The sequence below is a fragment of the Streptomyces sp. ADMS genome (genome assembly GCF_033441795.1).
In the GTDB taxonomy this organism is placed as follows: Bacteria; Actinomycetota; Actinomycetes; order Streptomycetales; family Streptomycetaceae; genus Streptomyces.
Window position 1 is genome coordinate 1 of record NZ_JAVFVX010000081.1, and the last position, 13,569, is coordinate 13,569.

Sequence of the window (13,569 nt, forward strand, 5' to 3'; positions counted from 1 at the left end):
CCGTATCCGATTTCCTCGGCGCTTTCCAGGTTTCCGCTTTCGCGTTTCCCTTTCCGGCGACTCCGACTTTATCAGAAGTTCTGAGTCGGAATTTCCGTCCCGCTCGGGCTGGTCCCTGGCGCGCAGTTGCACCGGGTTCCCTCGCTGGCGGAGCCGTAAACGTACTGGAGCGGGGCTCCTCGATGCAAATCGAGGAGCCCCGCTCCGGGTTCTCGCATACGAGGGCCTGCTCAGGCACCCTCCGTGAGCCGTCAGACCTCCACGACGACCGGGAGGATCATCGGGCGCCGGCGGTAGGTGTCCGACACCCATTTGCCCAGCGTGCGGCGAATGAGCTGCTGCATCTGGTGAGGCTCCACGACCCCGTCCTGCGCCGAGCGCTCCAGTACTTCGGTGATCCTCGGGATGACGTCGGCGAAGGCGGAATCGTCGATGCCCGAGCCGCGGGCCTGGATGTGGGGGCCGCCCGTGATCTTGCCCGTCGACGAGTCCATCACCAAGAAGACCGAGATGATTCCCTCGTCACCAAGGATCCTGCGGTCCTTCAGGGCGGGTTCGCCGACATCGCCGACCGAGAGGCCGTCGACGTACACATACCCGGCCTGTACCTTGCCCGAGATCCTCGCCTTGCCCTCGATCAGGTCGACGACCACGCCGTCCTCGGCGATGACGATCCGGTCGTGGGGGACGCCTGTCATGGCGCCCAGCTCGGCGTTGGCCCTCAGGTGCCGCCATTCACCATGGACCGGCATCAGGTTGCGCGGCTTGCAGATGTTGTAGAAGTACAGGAGCTCGCCGGCCGAAGCGTGGCCGGAGACGTGCACCTTGGCGTTGCCCTTGTGGACGACCTTCGCGCCCCAGCGGGTCAGACCGTTGATCACGCGGTACACCGCGTTCTCGTTGCCGGGGATCAGCGACGAGGCCAGGATCACCGTGTCGCCCTGGACGATCCGGATCTGGTGGTCCCTGTTGGCCATACGGGACAGCGCCGCCATCGGTTCGCCCTGCGAGCCCGTACAGACCAGGACGATCTCGTGGTCGGGGAGGTCGTCGAGGGTCTTGACGTCCACCACCAGGCCCGGCGGGACCTTCAGATAGCCCAGGTCCCGGGCGATGCCCATGTTGCGGACCATCGAGCGGCCGACGAAGGCGACCCGGCGGCCGTACTCGTGCGCCGCGTCGAGGATCTGCTGGATGCGGTGGATGTGGCTGGCGAAGCTGGCCACGATGATGCGCTTGCTGGCACCCGCGAAGACCTGGCGCAGCACGTTCGAGATGTCACGCTCGGGGGCGACGAAACCCGGGACCTCGGCATTCGTCGAGTCTGAGAGGAGAAGGTCGATGCCCTCTTCGCTCAGCCGCGCGAAAGCGTGCAGGTCCGTGAGACGGCCGTCCAGCGGAAGCTGGTCCATCTTGAAGTCGCCTGTGTGGACCACCAGGCCCGCGGGAGTGCGGATGGCGACCGCGAGGGCGTCCGGAATGGAGTGGTTGACCGCGATGAACTCGCAGTCGAAGGCACCGATGCGTTCTCGGTTCCCCTCCGTCACCTCAAGGGTGTAGGGGCGGATACGGTGCTCCTGGAGCTTCGCCTCGATGAAGGCGAGGGTCAGCTTGGAGCCGATCAGCGGGATGTCCGGCTTCTCCCGCAGGAGGTAGGGGACGGCGCCGATGTGGTCCTCGTGGCCGTGCGTGAGGACGATGCCCTCGATGTCGTCGAGGCGGTCCCTGATGGACGTGAAGTCCGGCAGGATCAGGTCGATTCCGGGCTGCTCCTCCTCGGGGAAGAGAACGCCGCAGTCGACGATCAGCAGGCGACCGCCGTACTCGAAGACGGTCATGTTGCGGCCGATCTCGCCGAGGCCGCCCAACGGGGTGACCCGCAGGCCGCCCTCCGGGAGCTTCGGCGGGGCGCCGAGTTCAGGATGCGGATGACTCAAAAGACTCTCCTCACCACGCACGCCACGTACCGGCAAGGCACGTGGCGTGCGTGACGTTCGTGCAAAAGCAGTTGTTGGATATGGGCTGCGGACACAGATGTCCCGCGTATTCAGTTGTGAAGTCTGGTGTCAGAGCTGTACCCCGCCGGCGGCAAGATCGATCTTGAGCTGGGCGATCTCGTCGGCAGACAGCTCGACCATGGGAGCGCGCAGCGGTCCGGCAGGCAGACCCTGGAGCGTGAGCGCGGCCTTGGTGGTCATGACGCCCTGGGTGCGGAACATGCCGGTGAAGACCGGTAGCAGCTTCTGGTGGATCTCGGTGGCCTTCTGGACCTCACCGGAGACGTACGCCTCTACGAGGGTGCGCAACTCGGGCGTGACGACATGGCCGACGACCGAGACGAAGCCGACCGCGCCCACGGAGAGCAGCGGCAGGTTCAGCATGTCGTCGCCGGAGTACCAGGCGAGGCCGGAGCGGGCGATGGCCCAGCTGGCCCGGCCGAGGTCGCCCTTGGCGTCCTTGTTGGCGACGATCCGGGGGTGCTCGGCGAGCCGGACGATCGTCTCGGTGCTGATCGGGACACCGCTGCGACCGGGAATGTCGTACAGCATGACCGGGAGCTCGGTGGCGTCGGCGATGGCCGCGAAGTGCCGGTACAGGCCCTCCTGCGGGGGCTTGTTGTAGTACGGCGTCACCGTCAGGAGGCCGTGTGCGCCCGTCTTCTCCGCCGCGCGGGACAGCTCGATGCTGTGGTGTGTGTCGTTCGTGCCGACGCCAGCGATGATGTGCGCCCGCTCACCGACCGCCTCCAGTACGGCTCGCACCAGGTCCGATTTCTCCGCGTCACTGGTGGTCGGGGACTCGCCGGTGGTGCCGTTGATGACCAGGCCGTCGTTGCCTGCGTCCACCAGGTGGGTGGCGAGCCGCTGTGCGCCTTCGAGGTCGAGCGCGCCGTCCGCCGTGAACGGCGTGACCATGGCGGTGAGGACCCGCCCGAAGGGGGTCTGCGGAGTGGAGGTCGGAGCCATGGGTACCACGCTACTCGCTGCTCAGGGCGCGGTCTGCCCTAGGGGTGCGGGAAAAGTCAGGACAAAGATGGAACCCGGCACTGCCTGCTCGGGGGTTCAAGCAGTGCCGGGTCCGTTTGATCAGGCTAGATGAACCTCTCTAAATACCGCAATACGGACACTTCGTGAGGCTGATCCGTACATGTGTGCCCGGCTGTGCCCGGCGGTAGGACACGCCGCGGCGTGTGCCTTACGGCGCCACTCTGCCGTTCGCGTTGAAGGCCGCGTGGGTCAGCGGCATGAGCCTGGCCCACTCCGCCTCCATCTTCTCGCCGACCATCTCGATCTCGCGCTGCGGGAACGACGGCACCTTCGCCAGCTCGTGCTGCGTACGCAGGCCGAGGAAGTGCATCAGGGAGCGTGCGTTGCAGGTGGCGTACATCGACGAGAACAGGCCGACAGGGAGGACCGCGCGGGCGACCTCACGGGCGACACCCTCGGCGAGCAGCTTCTGGTACGCGGCGTAGGCCTGCTCGTAGGACTTGTTCAGAACGCTGTTGACCGTCTCGTACTGCGCCGGAGTCCCCTCGACGAACACGTACTTGCCGGGGCGTCCTTCCTGGACCAGCTTGCGCGACTCACCGGGGACGTAGAAGACGGGTTCGAGCTCCCTGTAACGGCCCGATTCCTCGTTGTACGACCAGCCCACGCGGTGCCGCATGAACTCGCGGAAGACAAAGATCGGGGCGCTGATGAAGAAGGTCATCGAGTTGTGCTCGAAAGGGCTGCCGTGCCGGTCGCGCATCAGGTAGTTGATCAGCCCCTTGGAACGCTCGGGGTCCTTCTGCATCTCGTCGAGGGACTGCTCACCCGCCGTGGAGACACGCGCCGCGAACAGGACGTCCGAGTCCGACGCACTGGATTTCACCAGTTCCACGGTGACTTCGCTGCGCAACAAGAAGGGTTTGGGGTCGTCGGCGGGGCTCACGGAGGGTCCTTCCCATCTCAGCTGTGGTGCGGCCCCACTCTACGGGGGCCCCAATACGGGTCGGACGACGCCTTGCGCGATGAACTTGGTGAAACTGGGCACCTCCTGGGGCGTTCGTGCGTCTGTATTGGTGAGGGTGATCCGTTCGAGTCGCCCGGTTCCCACGAGTCTTCCAAGGAGAAGCGAGTCCCATGTTCCGTCGGCGCGAGCTCGTTCCGTTCGCCTTCATCGCCGAAGCCGACAAGTTCCGCAGCAATGTCGCTCCCCCACCCCGTGAGCGCGCGTCCGCCGGTGACATAGCCGGGCGTTGGCTTCTGGGGCTCACCATCGTCGCCGGGCTCGTGGGCTCTCTGGTCCTCGGCATGCCCGCGCTGTCGGTCGACCGGTCCGCCGGGCATACGCAGCAGTCCGAGGCGGCCGACAGCCGCTGAGGCCCCTCATGCTGCGGCCGAATGGCGTGGTCCGACCCTTCACGTACCCCCAAGGCTGGTGAGTGGGCAGCCGGCTGGATAGCCTCACCGGGCACAGCCCGCGCATGGAATTGAGTGAGGACCAGCCGTGCCCCTGCCCTTCCTGACGGCCGACCACGTCTCCGACGAGGCCGCGGCCGGTCTCGCGCTACCGTTCGACGACCGCGACCGCTGGCGGCGTCCGTACCGGCCCGGCCCCTGGCGGGTGGGCCTGGCCGCGCTCCTGCTGCTGCTCGCCTCGTACGTGCTGTTCGCGGCGGTCATCATCGCGGCCACCGGTGAGTTGTCCGGCGGTGGCGTGTGTCTCGGCGTCGCGCTGGCCATCATCGCGGTGGCCCTGCGGCTGCTGCGCATGGGCGTGTGGGTGAGTGCGCACGGGCTGCGCCGGGTGGGCTTCCTCGGTACGCGGACGACACGCTGGGAGAAGGTCGTCGCCGTACGGACGGTGCAGCAGCCGGTGCGCTGGCTGGGGCTGCCTCGCACCGTGCAGGGGCAGGCGTTGGTCCTCGTACGGCGGGATCGGGCCGCGGACGGCCTGGCGCCGCTGCTGACCACGCACAACGCCGACTTCCTGGGGCGTATGGAGGCGTTCGACCGGGCGGCGGACAGCGTCGAGGCGTGGGCTGCGGAGTTCGGGCGGGGCTGAGCGCTCGGCCGGAGGTTCTGGGGGCGCTGCCGAACCGCATGGGACTTCGGCGGACCCACCTGGGAACCGCGGCAGTGAACCGAGCAGAACGGTGAGAGGGGGCCGGACCGCAGTTGCGCTGCCAACCGCAGGTGCGGCCCCCTCTCACCGTTCCGGGAGGGGATTGTCAGGCCGTCCGGGCCTGTGACTTGCCGTCGTGCAGGGCGATCGCGCGCTGCATGGCCCTGCGGGCTCGGGGGGTGTCTCGGGCATCGTGGTAGGCGACAGCGAGACGGAACCAGTTGCGCCAGTCGTCGGGGGCCGACTCCGTCTCGGCCTTGCGCCGGACAAAGACCTCGTCGGCCGAGTCGCGCTCGACCCGGCCGCTCGGGGTGCGCCTCAACTCGTCGGCGGGCAGACCGCCCTCGGCGTCGAGTTCGGCGGCCAGGCGGTTGGCGTTGCGGACGAACTGCGTGTTCTTCCAGAGGAACCACACACCGATCACCGGCAGGATCAGGACCGCCACGCCGAAGGTGACGGTCAGGAGCGTGCCGGTCTGTATGAGCATGATCCCGCGGCTGCCGACCAGGACGAAGTAGAAGACCAGGACGGCGGCCGTGAGGGCATAGGAGAGCTTTGCGCGCATGACGTCTCTCAGCCGAGGTCGAGGAAGTGTTCCAGGCCGAAAGTAAGGCCCGGGGTGTCCACGACGCGGCGCACGCCGAGCAGGATGCCCGGCATGAAGCTGCTGTGGTGGAGCGAGTCGTGGCGGACGGTCAGTGTCTCGCCCTCGCCGCCCAGCAGAACCTCCTGGTGGGCCAGGAGGCCGCGCAGGCGCACGGAGTGGACGGGCACCCCGTCGACGTCCGCGCCCCGGGCGCCGTCCAGCGCCGTCACCGTGGCATCCGGTGCCGGGGGCGAGCCCGCCTTTGCCCGGGCCTCGGCGATCAGCTGCGCCGTACGCGCGGCGGTGCCGCTGGGCGCGTCCACCTTGTTCGGGTGGTGCAGTTCGATGATCTCGACCGACTCGAAGTAAGGCGCCGCGATCTGCGCGAACTTCATGGTCAGTACGGCCCCGATGGAGAAGTTGGGCGCGATGAGTACGCCGGTCTCCGGGGACTGGGCCAGCCAGCCGGTGAGCTGCGCGAGGCGTTCGTCGGTCCAGCCTGTGGTGCCGACGACCGCGTGGATGCCGTGGCGCACGCAGAAGTCGAGGTTGCCCATCACCGAGGCCGGGGTGGTCAGTTCGACCGCGACCTGGGCGTCGGTGTCGGCGAGGGTCTCCAGTTTGTCGCCCCGTCTGAGGGCGGCGACCAGTTCCATGTCCTCGGCGGCCTCGACCGCCCGTACCGCCTCGGATCCGATACGGCCGTTGGCGCCGAGGACCGCCACGCGCAGCTTGCTCATGTTCTTGCTTCCTTACCGGATGGGCACGGGGTTCGGGCGGGTGCGGCTGTCAGGAGACGGCCTCGTGCAGGCGCGCCGCCTGCTTGTCCTTGAGCGGGCCGATGACCGCCAGCGACGGGCGCTGTCCCAGGATCTCGCGGGCGACCTCACGGACCGCGTCCGGGGTGACCTCTGCGATCCGGGCCAGCATGTCGTCGACGGACATCTGGTCGCCCCAGCACAGTTCGCTCTTGCCGATACGGTTCATCAGCGCGCCCGTGTCCTCAAGGCCGAGGACCGTCGAGCCACGCAACTGGCCGATGGCACGGCCGATCTCCTCGTCGGAGAGACCGTGCTCGGCGACGTGGTCGAGTTCGTCGCGGCAGATCTTCAGCACGTCGTGGACCTGCGAGGGCCGGCAGCCCGCGTACACGCCGAAGAGGCCGCAGTCGGCGAACCCCGACGTGTACGAGTACACGCTGTACGCCAGTCCGCGCTTCTCCCGGACCTCCTGGAAGAGGCGGGACGACATACCGCCGCCCAGGGCCGTGTTCAGCACGCCCAGTGCCCAGCGGCGCTCGTCCGTCCGGGCCAGGCCCGGCATGCCGAGGACGACATGGGCCTGCTCGGTCTTGCGGCCGAGCAGTTCGACGCGGCCGGCCGTACGGATGTTGCGACGGCCGTCGCGCGGGGCGATGGGCGCGGCGTCGGGCTGTTTGAGGGCGCCCGCCTTCTCGAAGGCCGCGCGGACCTGGCGTACGACCTTGTTGTGGTCGATGTTGCCGGCCGCCGCCACGACGAGGTGGGTCGGGTCGTAGTGCTTCTTGTAGAAGCGGCGGATGCGGTCCGCGGTGAGGGCGTTGACCGTGTCGACCGTGCCGAGGACCGGGCGGCCGAGGGGGGTGTCGCCGAGCATGGTGTGCGCGAACAGGTCGTGCACACAGTCGCCCGGGTCGTCCTCCGTCATCGCGATCTCTTCGAGGATGGCGCCGCGTTCGACGTTGACGTCCTCTTCGAGGATCAGGGAGTTCGTGAGCATGTCGCAGACGACGTCGATGGCGAGCGGGAGGTCGGTGTCGAGCACGCGCGCGTAGTAGCACGTGTACTCCTTCGCCGTGAACGCGTTCATCTCTCCGCCGACCGCGTCGATCGCGGAGGAGATGTCCAGCGCCGACCTGCGCGTCGTGCCCTTGAAGAGCAGGTGCTCCAGATAGTGCGTGGCGCCGTTCAGGGTCGGCGTCTCGTCGCGGGAGCCGACGTGGGCCCAGATGCCGAAGGTCGCGGAGCGTACCGACGGCAGGGTTTCGGTGACGATGCGCAGGCCGCCCGGGAGGGTGGTCTTACGGACCGTGCCGATGCCGTTGGTGCCCTTGATCAGGGTTTGGGTACGGGCGACGGCCCGCGCCTCCGAAGAGGTGCGGGCCGTCGCCGTGGAGGTGCTTGATGTCACTGGTCGCCCGCAGCGGAGCTGCTGTCGGACGCAGCGTCCTTCTTGTCCTCGTCGCCTTCACCCTCGATGACCGGGATGAGCGACAGCTTGCCGCGGGAGTCGATCTCGGCGATCTCGACCTGGACCTTGGAGCCGACAGCGACCACGTCCTCGACGTTCTCCACGCGCTTGCCGCCGGCGAGCTTGCGGATCTGCGAGATGTGCAGCAGACCGTCCTTGCCCGGGAGCAGCGACACGAACGCACCGAACGTCGTCGTCTTCACGACGGTGCCCAGGTAGCGCTCGCCGACCTCCGGCATGGTCGGGTTGGCGATCGCGTTGATCGTGGCGCGGGCCGCCTCTGCCTGCGAGCCGACCTGGGCACCGATGTAGATGGTGCCGTCGTCCTCGATCGTGATCTCGGCGCCGGTGTCCTCCTGGATCTGGTTGATCATCTTGCCCTTGGGGCCGATGACCTCACCGATCTTGTCCACCGGGATCTTGACGGTGATGATCCGCGGGGCGTTCGGGGACATCTCGTCCGGCGTGTCGATCGCTTCCATCATCACGTCGAGGATGTGGAGGCGGGCGTCACGGGCCTGCTTGAGAGCCGCGGCCAGGACTGAGGCCGGGATGCCGTCCAGCTTGGTGTCGAGCTGGAGGGCGGTCACGAACTCCTTGGTGCCGGCGACCTTGAAGTCCATGTCACCGAAGGCGTCCTCCGCACCGAGGATGTCGGTGAGGGCGACGTAGTGCGTCTCGCCCTTGATCTCCTGGGAGATCAGACCCATGGCGATACCGGCGACGGGGGCCTTCAGCGGCACACCGGCGTTCAGCAGCGACATGGTGGAGGCGCAGACCGAACCCATGGACGTCGAGCCGTTGGAGCCGAGGGCCTCGGACACCTGACGGATCGCGTACGGGAACTCCTCGCGCGTCGGCAGGACCGGCACGATGGCGCGCTCGGCGAGAGCGCCGTGGCCGATCTCGCGGCGCTTCGGGGAGCCGACGCGGCCGGTCTCGCCGACGGAGTACGGCGGGAAGTTGTAGTTGTGCATGTAGCGCTTGCGGGACACGGGGGAAAGGGTGTCCAGCATCTGCTCCATGCGGAGCATGTTCAGGGTGGTGACGCCCAGGATCTGGGTCTCGCCACGCTCGAACAGCGCCGAGCCGTGCACGCGCGGGATGGCCTCGACCTCGGCGGCGAGCGTACGGATGTCCGTGACGCCACGGCCGTCGATGCGGACCTTGTCCTTGATGACGCGCTCACGGACCAGGGACTTGGTCAGCGAGCGGTACGCGGCGGAGATCTCCTTCTCGCGGCCCTCGAACTGCGGAAGCAGCTTCTCGGCGGCGAGACTCTTGACGCGGTCCAGCTCGGCCTCGCGGTCCTGCTTGCCCGCGATGGTGAGCGCCTGGGAGAGCTCGTCCTTGACAGCGGCGGTGAGCGCCTCCAGGACGTCGTCCTGGTAGTCGAGGAAGACCGGGAACTCGCCGGTGGGCTTGGCGGCCTTGGCGGCGAGGTCGGCCTGGGCCTTGACGAGCACCTTGATGAAGGGCTTCGCGGCGTCCAGACCGGCGGCGACGACCTCCTCGGTCGGCGCCTCGGCGCCACCCGCGACCAGCTGGATGGTCTTCTCGGTGGCCTCGGCCTCGACCATCATGATCGCGACGTCGCCGTCCTCCAGGACGCGACCGGCGACGACCATGTCGAAGACGGCGTCCTCGAGCTCGGTGTGCGTCGGGAACGCGACCCACTGGCCGCTGATCAGCGCGACGCGGACGCCGCCGATCGGGCCGGAGAAGGGCAGACCGGCCAGCTGTGTCGACGCGGACGCGGCGTTGATCGCCACGACGTCGTACAGGTGGTCGGGGTTGAGCGCCATGATCGTGGCGACGACCTGGATCTCGTTGCGCAGGCCCTTCTTGAAGGACGGGCGCAGCGGTCGGTCGATGAGCCGGCAGGTGAGGATCGCGTCCTCGGAGGGCCGGCCCTCACGACGGAAGAAGGAACCGGGGATCTTCCCGGCCGCGTACATGCGCTCCTCGACGTCCACCGTGAGGGGGAAGAAGTCGAGCTGGTCCTTGGGGTTCTTGGAGGCGGTGGTGGCCGACAGCACCATGGTGTCGTCGTCCAGGTACGCCACGGCGGAGCCGGCGGCCTGCTTGGCCAGGCGGCCCGTCTCGAAGCGGATGGTGCGGGTGCCGAAGGAACCGTTGTCAATGACGGCCTCGGCGTAGTGGGTCTCGTTCTCCACTAGCGTTTTCTCCGATACTTTTTCGTCTTTTGTCCCGTCCTGCCCGTGTGGCAGAGGGACGTGGGGTCGGAGAAGCGCGCCTTCTGAGTGCGGGCCGGTCTTCGATCGAAGCACCCGGGGTCACAGTTCCCGGGGGCCACTACCGAGGACCGGCGGCGGCGAGGTGCGCTTCTCCTCGTTCGTGTCCTGCGTTCGTGTCCTGCGTTCGTGTCCTGCGTATTGCGTTGTGCTACCACACTACAAAGAGGTGGTGACACTCCGCACGTACAGCAAAGGGAGCGGCCCCCTAAAAGTGGGAACCGCTCCCTCCACGGCGTCTTACTTGGCGCCCGCCGCACCGCGGCGGATGCCGAGGCGGTCGACCAGCGCACGGAAGCGCTGGATGTCCTTCTTCGCCAGGTACTGGAGAAGGCGGCGACGCTGACCGACGAGGATCAGCAGACCACGACGGGAGTGGTGGTCGTGCTTGTGCGTCTTGAGGTGCTCGGTCAGGTCCGAGATACGGCGCGAGAGCATCGCGACCTGGACCTCGGGGGAGCCGGTGTCGCCCTCCTTGGTACCGAACTCGGTGATGAGCTGCTTCTTCACTGCGGCGTCGAGCGACACGTGTACTCCTCGTAGTCTTTGTAGAGCCACCGAGTGCCCCTGGTCCACATCTCAGGGGAGCTTCCGTTACTCGGGAGGCGGGAATCCGCTGCGCGCGGCCTCCGGGGTGAATGACTCCAGGGGTGCGTACACAAACGGCCGTCGCCCAGGATACCAGCAGGCAGCGGCCGTCCTCACCGCGGTCTGCAAACAGTCCGGACGGGCCGGGCTCGGCCACTAGGGTTGAGTACGCAGATCGCAGTAACGGATCGCATAGTCGTAATCACGTCGGGAAGGGGTCGCTTCGCCATGGCGGAGGCACAGGGCGCACAGGACACCACGGCCGCACAGGACGAGGACGTCAAGGCGCGCAAGGAGCGCGAGCGGGACGAGTTGTACTCCCTCGACATCTCGGGCGTCGAGTGGCACAGCGCCCCCGGCACGGAGGAGCACGAGGAGCGGGTCGAGATCGCCTATCTTCCCGAGGGCGCGGTGGCCATGCGGTCGTCCCTGGACCATGACACCGTCCTCCGTTACACGGAGGCGGAGTGGACGGCGTTCGTGCTCGGGGCGCGTGACGGGGAGTTCGATCTGGAGCCGACGGAGCTCAACGGCGGGCTCGCGGCGGCCGAGGCCGCGCCTTCGGCCTCGGGCAAGGACGCGGGTGCGGATTCCGGCGGGGATGTGGAGTAGGCCGCTCGCCGAGGGGCGGGGCCGGTGCGGTGCGCCGGCCCCGCCCCCTTTTTTCTGCCGTTTTTCGCGAAGTGCGTTGTCAGAGGTGCCGCCTACTATGCATATGAGGTTGTGGCGCCTGTGGGGCGGATTTCGTTCCGGTTCTGTCAACTCTCTTTCCAGAGAGGGCGGTTCGAGTGCGGACGGGATCGGTTCCGGTCAGGCTGTGACGTAATGGACGGTCACTGATGGGTGGACGGGCCTGCCGGGGCGGGGGTCGTGGTGATTAGGCTGGGACCGGCGTGACGCCAGAACCCTTGGACCGGGCGCCGGCGTACCGGGGGAAAGCCGGGCAGATCGGACGACCTCCACCGTTCGACGCCGGACTACGTGGACACAACCCACTGAACAACCGGCTCGGACGACATGAATACAGACGAGAAATGGTCGCCTGAGCACGGCAAGAGGGTGCTCGACCACACCAGGAGGAACTGTGAACAGCGATCGGGACGGGATCCGCGGGGGCTGGGCCACACCCGGCGATGACCAGTCCGACGCGGAGTCCGCCAGCGAGATGACGGGCGAGTTCACCATCGATTACGCGACGCCTGCCTGGTACACGCAGAACGCGTCGGGGGGGTCTGGCGCATCGGGGGACGAGACGAGTGCCGAATCGGACGCCGAGTCGAGCACGGAGTCGGGCGATGACACCGGTGTGGGTTCGGGTGGGGATGTAGACGGGGAGGACGTGGCTCCGGACGCTGGTTCGGATACCGGTGCCGAGGGTGAGGTTCCCGGTTCTGCTGCTGCGCCCCCTTCTGGTTCCGCGAGTCCTGCGGCGGTGCCCCGGCTTCCGGTGGGCAGCGGGTTCCAGCCCGCGGCGCCGCAATTGGCGGCTCCGACGCAGGCAGCTGCGGGCGGTCCCGCGAGCCCGACGGCTGTCCCCGGTTTTCCCGTCGCTGGATTCCCGGCTCAGTGGACGCCTCCTGCCCCTCCGGCACCACCCGCTCCTCCGGCTGACTCGGTGGAGAACGGCGATCTGGAGAGCGGCTCGACGATGCGGATCTCGCCTGCCGCTGTGCAGCGCGACCTCGCGGAGCGGGCAGCCGCCGAGGCCCCGAAGGAACCGGTGGCCGCGTCCGACGGCGGCGAGTCCGGCGACGACTCCGCCGGTGCGGCCGTCGAGGTCGGGGCTGTCGCCGCTGGGGCGAGTGTTCCGGAGAGCGTGGACGACGTACTTGTACCGGTCGCAGAGGCGGAGTCCGACGCGGACGCGGTGCAGTCCGAGGACGAGGGCGACGAGGGTACGGACGTCAGCGAGGCCGCCGACGCGGTGAGCGGTGCCGTGCTCCCACTCCAGGAGGACGGGCCCCAGGATCAGAACGCTCCCGATAACTCCGTAAAGCCGCAGGACGTCGAGCCCACGGACACGGACACCGACGCCCAGGGCGCCGAGTTCGTCGCCGCGCCGCCGGTGGACGTGAAGCCCGAGGGACCTGAGGCACCGGAACCGGTGGACACCGAGGCGGTGACTGCCGAGGCCGAGCTTGGGGAGGCGGATCCCGAGAACGGCGAACCCGCGGCTGCCGCCGAGGACGCCGTGCCGGTGCCGGATGCCGTCGACGACGTACGGGAGTCGGCGCCGGTCGCGCCCGTGCGGGACTCGGTGCCCAGCGCACCGCTCAACCTGCCCCCGCTGCCGGAGGGCGCGCCCGGGACCGTGCCACCCTCGTGGGCTCCCCCGGCGGCACATCAGGGCGGGCTGCCGCCGCTGCCCCCGTCGTACCAGCCGGCCGCTCCCGCCCCGGCGGGACAGTGGCCCGCGCAGCCGCAACCTCAGCAGCCGGCAGAGCCGGAACCGCAGGCCGTGTCGGCTCCGGGGCAGCCTCCCGCCGTGCCGGGCCAGCAGCCACCCGTACCGTCGACACAGCCCCCGTTCCAGCCGCAGGCCTCGCCCACCGCCTGGAACCCTCCCCCGCCGGCACCGGCTCCTGCCGCCCCGCAGGCGGGATACGGCTTCCCGCCTCCCCAGACGACCGCGGCCGCGCCGACCTCTGAGACTCCTGCCCCAGGCGCGTCGCCCGCCGGATACGGCTTCCCGCCACAGGCGACTCCGGCCGCCCCCACGGCTCCCAACGCCCAGGGCGGGTACGGCCTCCCGCACCCCGGCGCACCGGCCCCGAGCACCCCTGCCCCGGCATGGGACGCCTC

11 protein-coding genes and 2 pseudogenes are annotated in these 13,569 nt (G+C 68.6%); 5 read left to right on the plus strand and 8 right to left on the minus strand.

Annotated features, from left to right (window positions below; all coding sequences use genetic code 11):
* Positions 1 to 251 precede the first annotated feature (251 nt).
* The 3 genes from RB628_RS28560 to thyX form a co-directional block, all read right to left on the minus strand.
* Positions 252 to 1,937 carry a ribonuclease J gene (locus tag RB628_RS28560; protein ID WP_318323406.1) on the minus strand — a complete coding sequence of 562 codons (1,686 nt, stop codon included), beginning with the start codon at positions 1,935 to 1,937 and terminating at the stop codon, positions 252 to 254.
* 129 nt (positions 1,938 to 2,066) lie between these two features.
* Positions 2,067 to 2,966: a 4-hydroxy-tetrahydrodipicolinate synthase gene (dapA, locus tag RB628_RS28565; RefSeq protein WP_318323407.1), complete on the minus strand. Its 900-nt coding sequence runs from the start codon at positions 2,964 to 2,966 to the stop codon at positions 2,067 to 2,069.
* 229 nt (positions 2,967 to 3,195) lie between these two features.
* Complete coding sequence (thyX, locus tag RB628_RS28570) at positions 3,196 to 3,933, minus strand: FAD-dependent thymidylate synthase (RefSeq protein WP_318323408.1); 738 nt, start codon at positions 3,931 to 3,933, stop codon at positions 3,196 to 3,198.
* Between the two features lie 191 nt (positions 3,934 to 4,124).
* Between thyX and RB628_RS28575 the strand changes: the two genes are divergently transcribed.
* On the plus strand, positions 4,125 to 4,364 hold the full coding sequence (locus tag RB628_RS28575; RefSeq protein WP_318323409.1) for a hypothetical protein: 240 nt from the start codon (positions 4,125 to 4,127) through the stop codon (positions 4,362 to 4,364).
* Positions 4,365 to 4,491: 127 nt separating this feature from the next.
* Entirely contained in the window at positions 4,492 to 5,049 is a 558-nt protein-coding gene (locus RB628_RS28580; protein ID WP_318323410.1) for a PH domain-containing protein, read from the plus strand.
* Positions 5,050 to 5,215: 166 nt separating this feature from the next.
* Here the strand turns inward: RB628_RS28580 and RB628_RS28585 are convergent, their stop codons facing one another.
* The 5 genes from RB628_RS28585 to rpsO all read right to left on the minus strand — a co-directional run bounded on the left by RB628_RS28585 (position 5,216) and on the right by rpsO (position 10,707).
* Positions 5,216 to 5,674, minus strand: coding sequence for a hypothetical protein (locus RB628_RS28585; RefSeq protein ID WP_318323411.1), 459 nt, complete (start codon positions 5,672 to 5,674; stop codon positions 5,216 to 5,218).
* 8 nt (positions 5,675 to 5,682) lie between these two features.
* Positions 5,683 to 6,435 carry a 4-hydroxy-tetrahydrodipicolinate reductase gene (dapB, locus tag RB628_RS28590; protein WP_318323412.1) on the minus strand — a complete coding sequence of 251 codons (753 nt, stop codon included), beginning with the start codon at positions 6,433 to 6,435 and terminating at the stop codon, positions 5,683 to 5,685.
* Between the two features lie 49 nt (positions 6,436 to 6,484).
* Positions 6,485 to 7,864 carry a pitrilysin family protein gene (locus tag RB628_RS28595; RefSeq protein ID WP_318323413.1) on the minus strand — a complete coding sequence of 460 codons (1,380 nt, stop codon included), beginning with the start codon at positions 7,862 to 7,864 and terminating at the stop codon, positions 6,485 to 6,487.
* A complete protein-coding gene (locus RB628_RS28600) occupies positions 7,861 to 10,101 on the minus strand; it encodes a polyribonucleotide nucleotidyltransferase (RefSeq protein WP_318323414.1) in 2,241 nt (746 codons plus the stop codon). The genes RB628_RS28595 and RB628_RS28600 overlap by 4 nt, the downstream gene beginning before the upstream one ends.
* Positions 10,102 to 10,419: 318 nt before the next feature.
* Positions 10,420 to 10,707 (minus strand): 30S ribosomal protein S15, encoded by a 288-nt coding sequence (gene rpsO / locus RB628_RS28605; RefSeq protein ID WP_006381404.1) that lies wholly within the window; start codon positions 10,705 to 10,707, stop codon positions 10,420 to 10,422.
* Between the two features lie 288 nt (positions 10,708 to 10,995).
* Here rpsO and RB628_RS28610 point away from each other — a divergent pair, with 288 nt between their 5' ends.
* The 3 genes and pseudogenes from RB628_RS28610 to RB628_RS28615 form a co-directional block, all read left to right on the plus strand.
* A complete protein-coding gene (locus RB628_RS28610; protein WP_318323415.1) occupies positions 10,996 to 11,379 on the plus strand; it encodes a DUF397 domain-containing protein in 384 nt (127 codons plus the stop codon).
* Positions 11,380 to 11,851: 472 nt separating this feature from the next.
* A pseudogene (locus RB628_RS42710) lies at positions 11,852 to 11,980 on the plus strand (SCO5717 family growth-regulating ATPase); the annotation flags it as partial.
* A 402-nt stretch (positions 11,981 to 12,382) separates the two neighbouring features.
* A pseudogene (locus tag RB628_RS28615) lies at positions 12,383 to 13,569 on the plus strand (topoisomerase II); the annotation flags it as partial.

Bases quoted from the DNA above. Each gene is read 5' to 3' on its own strand.
- dapA (WP_318323407.1), bottom strand. From the start codon at position 2,966: ATGGCTCCGACCTCCACTCCGCAGACCCCCTTCGGGCGGGTCCTCACC.
- RB628_RS28575 (WP_318323409.1), top strand. From the start codon at position 4,125: ATGTTCCGTCGGCGCGAGCTCGTTCCGTTCGCCTTCATCGCCGAAGCC.
- RB628_RS28585 (WP_318323411.1), bottom strand. From the start codon at position 5,674: ATGCGCGCAAAGCTCTCCTATGCCCTCACGGCCGCCGTCCTGGTCTTC.
- dapB (WP_318323412.1), bottom strand. From the start codon at position 6,435: ATGAGCAAGCTGCGCGTGGCGGTCCTCGGCGCCAACGGCCGTATCGGA.
- RB628_RS28610 (WP_318323415.1), top strand. From the start codon at position 10,996: ATGGCGGAGGCACAGGGCGCACAGGACACCACGGCCGCACAGGACGAG.